Source organism: Kitasatospora sp. NPDC091257 (genome assembly GCF_044757675.1).
Lineage (GTDB): Bacteria > Actinomycetota > Actinomycetes > Streptomycetales > Streptomycetaceae > Kitasatospora > Kitasatospora lactacystinica.
On record NZ_JBIVVI010000771.1, the window covers coordinates 1 to 4433 of the forward strand.

Consider the following 4433-nt stretch of genomic DNA (forward strand, 5'->3'; position numbering starts at 1 on the left):
GGCTCCGGGGGCGCTCGGCAGGGCCCGGAAGGTGCTCGGCAGCGCTCAGCGGGCGATGGGGGCGGTGCTGGCCCTGGTGAGGCTGACGAGGTCGCCGGGGGCCAGTTCGACTTCGAGGCCGCGGCGGCCCGCCGAGACGTAGACGGTGGGGTGGCCGAGCGCGCTGGCGTCGATGACGGTCCGCAGCGGGCGGCGCTGGCCCAGCGGGGAGATGCCGCCGAGGACGTAGCCGCTGCTGCGCTCGGCGGCGGCCGGGTCGGCCATGGCGGCGCGCTTGCCGCCGACGGCCGCCGCCAGGGCCTTGAGGTCGAGCTGGCCGGCGACCGGGACCACGCCGACGGTGAGGGTGCCGTCCACGTCGGCGACGAGGGTCTTGAAGACCCGCTCGGGGGCGATGCCGAGGACCTCGGCGGCCTCGCCGCCGTAGGAGGCGGCGGCCGGGTCGTGGTCGTAGGCGTGCACGGTGAACGGGACGGCGGCGGCTTCCAGGGCGACGGTGGCGGGCGTGCCCTGGCCGCCCTTCCTGGGCTTCTTGGCCATGTCGGGTCCTCGGGGTCCTCGGTCAGTTGGGGCTGAAGCGCTGGCGGGTGAGGTCGGCGGCGGGCAGCGAGGGCAGCCAGCTGAGGACGGCGCTCTCGCGGCGCAGCAGGTCGAGTTCGGCGCGCAGCCGCTGGGCGTTGTCCGGGCAGGCGAGCAGCTGCTGCTTGACCGGGGTCTCGAACACCGAGGCGGCGGCGACCAGGTAGGAGAGCACCTGCGGGTCGTCCGGGAGCTCCTGGTGGCCGACGGTGCTGGCCTCGCGGGCGCCGGCCAGGCGCTTCTGGTAGACCCGGAACGCCCGCTCGACCTCGGAGGCCAGCGCGCCGGAGCCCTCGCCGGGGCGCTCCTCGATCGGCTCGATCTCACCGGTGAGGTACGGGCCGGAGACGTCCGCCGAGCGCAGCCGGAACCGGGTGGTGCCGGTGACCAGCAGCTCGTAGCGGCCGTCCGGCTGGTGCTCGACCGAGGCGATGTCGGCGACGCAGCCGATGTGGAACATCGCCTCCAAGGGGTCCCCGGTGGCGGTGCCGAGGCCGTCGAGCGGGCCGGCCGGGCCGCCCTCGGGTCTGACCGGGGCGACCTCCCGGCCGTCCCTGATCGCGAGCACGCCGAACCGCCGGGGGGTGTCCTCGGACTGTTCGAGCAGGTCGGCGACGAGACGGCGGTAGCGCTCCTCGAAGACGTTCAGGGGCAGCACCAGGCCCGGGTAGAGCACGGTGTTCAGCGGGAAGAGCGGCAGCCGTTCTGTCACGGCGGACAGCGTAGTTCCCCGGGCGGGGGCCTTGTCGCACGGTCTGCGGGGTCGGCCGGTCGACGAGGCGGCCTCCGACGGGCCGATCGCCGACCGCCGGCCTCCGACGGCCGATCGGCCGACGGACCGGCCGTCGGCCGGCTCAGCCGCGCTGGAGCATCCTGGTGGCGCCGGTGACGACCGTGGAGGCGAGCAGCCACCCGATCACGACCAGCCCGGCGGAGATCCACTGGGCGAGGCCGCCGGGGTTCCAGCCACCCTGGTTGAGGTCCACGATCGGCAGCAGCTGGTTGAGGGTGTACAGCACCGGGTTCCAGTGCGGACGCTCGTCGGCCTTGAGCGGCGCCAGCGGGTGGGTGGCGAACCAGAGGCTGCCGAGGATCCAGGCGAGCAGCAGCCACAGACCCGCCCGGCCGGGCCGGTAGCCGTAGCCGACGGTGACGTCCTGGACCGCGCCCCAGACCCGGGCGGGCAGCGGCAGGGTGCGCCGGCGCCGGCGCTGCTTGGCGTACAGCACCTCGCGGGCGTCGTCGTCGGCGCCGTCGCGGCGCAGGGCGGCGGCGAGCTGCTCGTAGGACTCCGGCTGGAAGTCCACCGAGGAGCCCTCCAGCCAGGCGATCCGCTGCTGGACGGCGAAGGGGCGGGCCGGGCGCAGGTTCTCGTACACGAAGCCGGTGAGGCGCAGGTGCTTGCCGAGCGGCCACGCCTCCGGGGCGTCGACCAGGTTGCCGACCCGGGCGCGGGAGAGCGAGACGGTGCCGGTGGGGCGGAACTTGCAGGTGAAGCGCAGCTCGGGGGTCTGGATGCGGCTCAGCGCGAGTTCGTCCGTGTCCGCCAGGTGGAACTCGCCGGAGATCAGGCAGGCGCTGTCGAAGCGCGAGTCGGAGAGGCGGACCTGGCCCCAGGCGCGGAACGGGGTGACCGGGCCGTCCGGCGGCGGGTACTCGCCGTAGCCGGAGCCGTAGTAGCCGCGGGAGCCGGACCAGCCGCGGTCGGCGGAGCCGGTCAGGTACAGGGTGTGGCCGACACTGACCCGGACGGCGTTGAAGCAGATGCGGTTCTTCTCCGGGACGGCGCGCAGCTGGGCGCCGCGCAGCGAGAGCCGGCCGCCTATCCGGGCCGTCCTTATGCTCAACTCGCCCGTGGTCTCCAGGCGTTCGGCCTCGAAGTCCTGGTTGACGGTGATCCCGTCGGCGGAGACCGCACGGGCGAAGCGGTCGCCGCCGACCACCGTCTGGTTGAGCAGCAGGTCGGTGCCGATCTTGGAGTCGGTGAGCCGGATGCCCTCGGGGACGCGGCAGCGGGCCAGGTGGAGGTCGCCGGTGGTGGAGAGCCGGGAGGCCTCCAGCCGGGGGATGAGGCAGCCCACGAAGCGCAGCGTCGAGGCCACGGCCTCGGACATCAGGATCTTCTGGTCGAAGCGGCAGCCGTGGACCTCGACGTAGCGGTCGATGTCGGCGCCGGCCAGCTTGAGCGCCCCGGTGACCAGCACGCCGCTGAGCCGCAGCGAGGCGACCCGCCCGGCGGCGGGCTCCGGGCCGGCCAGCAGCAGGTGGGCGAGCACCTCGGCGCGGACGGTGCGCTCGGGGCCCCAGACGGCGTCGCCGAAGGGGTCGTCGGCCTCCGCCTCGCCCGTACGAAGGTCCAGGATCTCGCCCTCGCGGTAGGCCTCCCAGAGCCTCCGCTCGACCCCGTTCCAGCCCTCCGGAGCACGCTCCGCCATGGTTTCCCCCGTCCCCCCGGTCGTCTCGCCCTTCGTATCACGGACTGAAATGCGGGACCAGCGGTTCCGGCCACTCCTTACACTGGGTGGCGTGATCTCTCGAATCGACCTCCGCGGCTCGCTCGACGACCCGCGTGACCTGCTGCCCCGTGCCGAGTTCGACGTCGCGGCCGCCCTGGAGAAGGTGCGGCCGATCGCCGAGGACGTACGCCATCGCGGGGTCGCGGCGCTGATCGAGATCACCGAGCGCTTCGACGGCGTCCGGCTGGAGTCGACCCGGGTCCCGGCCGAGCAGCTGACCGCGGCACTGGAGACGCTGGACCCGAAAGTCCGGGCCGCGCTGGAGGAGTCGATCCGCCGGGCCCGCGCCGTGCACGCGGACCAGCGCCGCACCGGGCACACCACCCAGGTGGTGCCGGGCGGCACGGTCACCCAGCGCTGGGTGCCGGTCGAGCGGGTCGGCCTGTACGTGCCGGGCGGGCTGGCGGTCTACCCGTCCTCCGTGGTGATGAACGTGGTGCCGGCCCAGGCGGCGGGCGTCCGGGGCATCGCCGTCACCTCGCCGCCGCAGAAGGAGTTCGGCGGCCGCGTCCACCCGACCATCCTGGCGGCCTGCGCGCTGCTCGGCGTGGAGGAGGTGTACGCCGTCGGCGGCGCCCAGGCGGTCGCGATGTTCGCCCTCGGCACCGAGGAGTGCGCGCCGGTGAACATGGTCACCGGCCCGGGCAACATCTACGTGGCCGCCGCCAAGCGCTACTTCGCCGGCCGGATCGGCATCGACTCCGAGGCCGGCCCGACCGAGATCGCCGTCCTCGCCGACGACAGCGCGCTGGCGTCCGACGTCGCCGCCGACCTGATCAGCCAGGCCGAGCACGGCCCGACCTCCGGCTCGGTGCTGGTCACCGACTCCCCGGCACTGGCCGACGCGGTCGAGGCCGAGCTGGCCGTGCAGGTCGCGAGGACCAAGCACGGCGAGCGGGTGGCCGAGGCGCTGGGCGGCAGGCAGTCCGGCATCATCCTGGTCGACGACCTGGAGCAGGGTCTCGCCGTGGTCAACGCGTACGCGGCCGAGCACCTGGAGATCCAGACCCGCGACGCCCACGCCGTGGCGGCCCGGGTGGTCAACGCCGGCGCGATCTTCATCGGCCGCTGGACCCCGGTCTCGCTGGGCGACTACGCGGCCGGCTCCAACCACGTGCTGCCGACCGGCGGCTGCGCCTGCCACTCCTCCGGGCTGTCGGTGCAGACCTTCCTGCGCGGCGTCCAGGTCGTCGAGTACGACCGGGAGGCGCTGGCGGACGTCGCCGCGCACGTGGTCACCCTGGCGAACGCCGAGGACCTGCCGGGGCACGGGGACGCGATCAAGGCCCGCTTCGACTGGACGGTTCCCGGCTCGTGACTCCTGAGACTCCTGTGACC

At 74.2% G+C, this 4433-nt stretch carries 4 protein-coding genes; 1 reads left to right on the forward strand and 3 read right to left on the reverse strand.

The window, feature by feature from the left end; genetic code table 11:
• Positions 1–45: 45 nt before the first annotated feature.
• The 3 genes from ybaK to ACIQOV_RS29190 form a co-directional block, all read right to left on the reverse strand.
• Complete coding sequence (gene ybaK, locus ACIQOV_RS29180; RefSeq protein ID WP_401053545.1) at positions 46–540, reverse strand: Cys-tRNA(Pro) deacylase; 495 nt, start codon at positions 538–540, stop codon at positions 46–48.
• A 22-nt stretch (positions 541–562) separates the two neighbouring features.
• Entirely contained in the window at positions 563–1291 is a 729-nt protein-coding gene (locus ACIQOV_RS29185) for an LON peptidase substrate-binding domain-containing protein (protein ID WP_380548708.1), read from the reverse strand.
• Between the two features lie 142 nt (positions 1292–1433).
• A complete protein-coding gene (locus ACIQOV_RS29190) occupies positions 1434–3014 on the reverse strand; it encodes an oxidoreductase (RefSeq protein ID WP_401053547.1) in 1581 nt (526 codons plus the stop codon).
• Between the two features lie 91 nt (positions 3015–3105).
• On the opposite strand from ACIQOV_RS29190, the gene hisD reads away from it, so the two are divergent.
• Entirely contained in the window at positions 3106–4413 is a 1308-nt protein-coding gene (gene hisD / locus ACIQOV_RS29195; protein WP_387693445.1) for a histidinol dehydrogenase, read from the forward strand.
• The last annotated feature ends 20 nt before the right edge of the window (positions 4414–4433 follow it).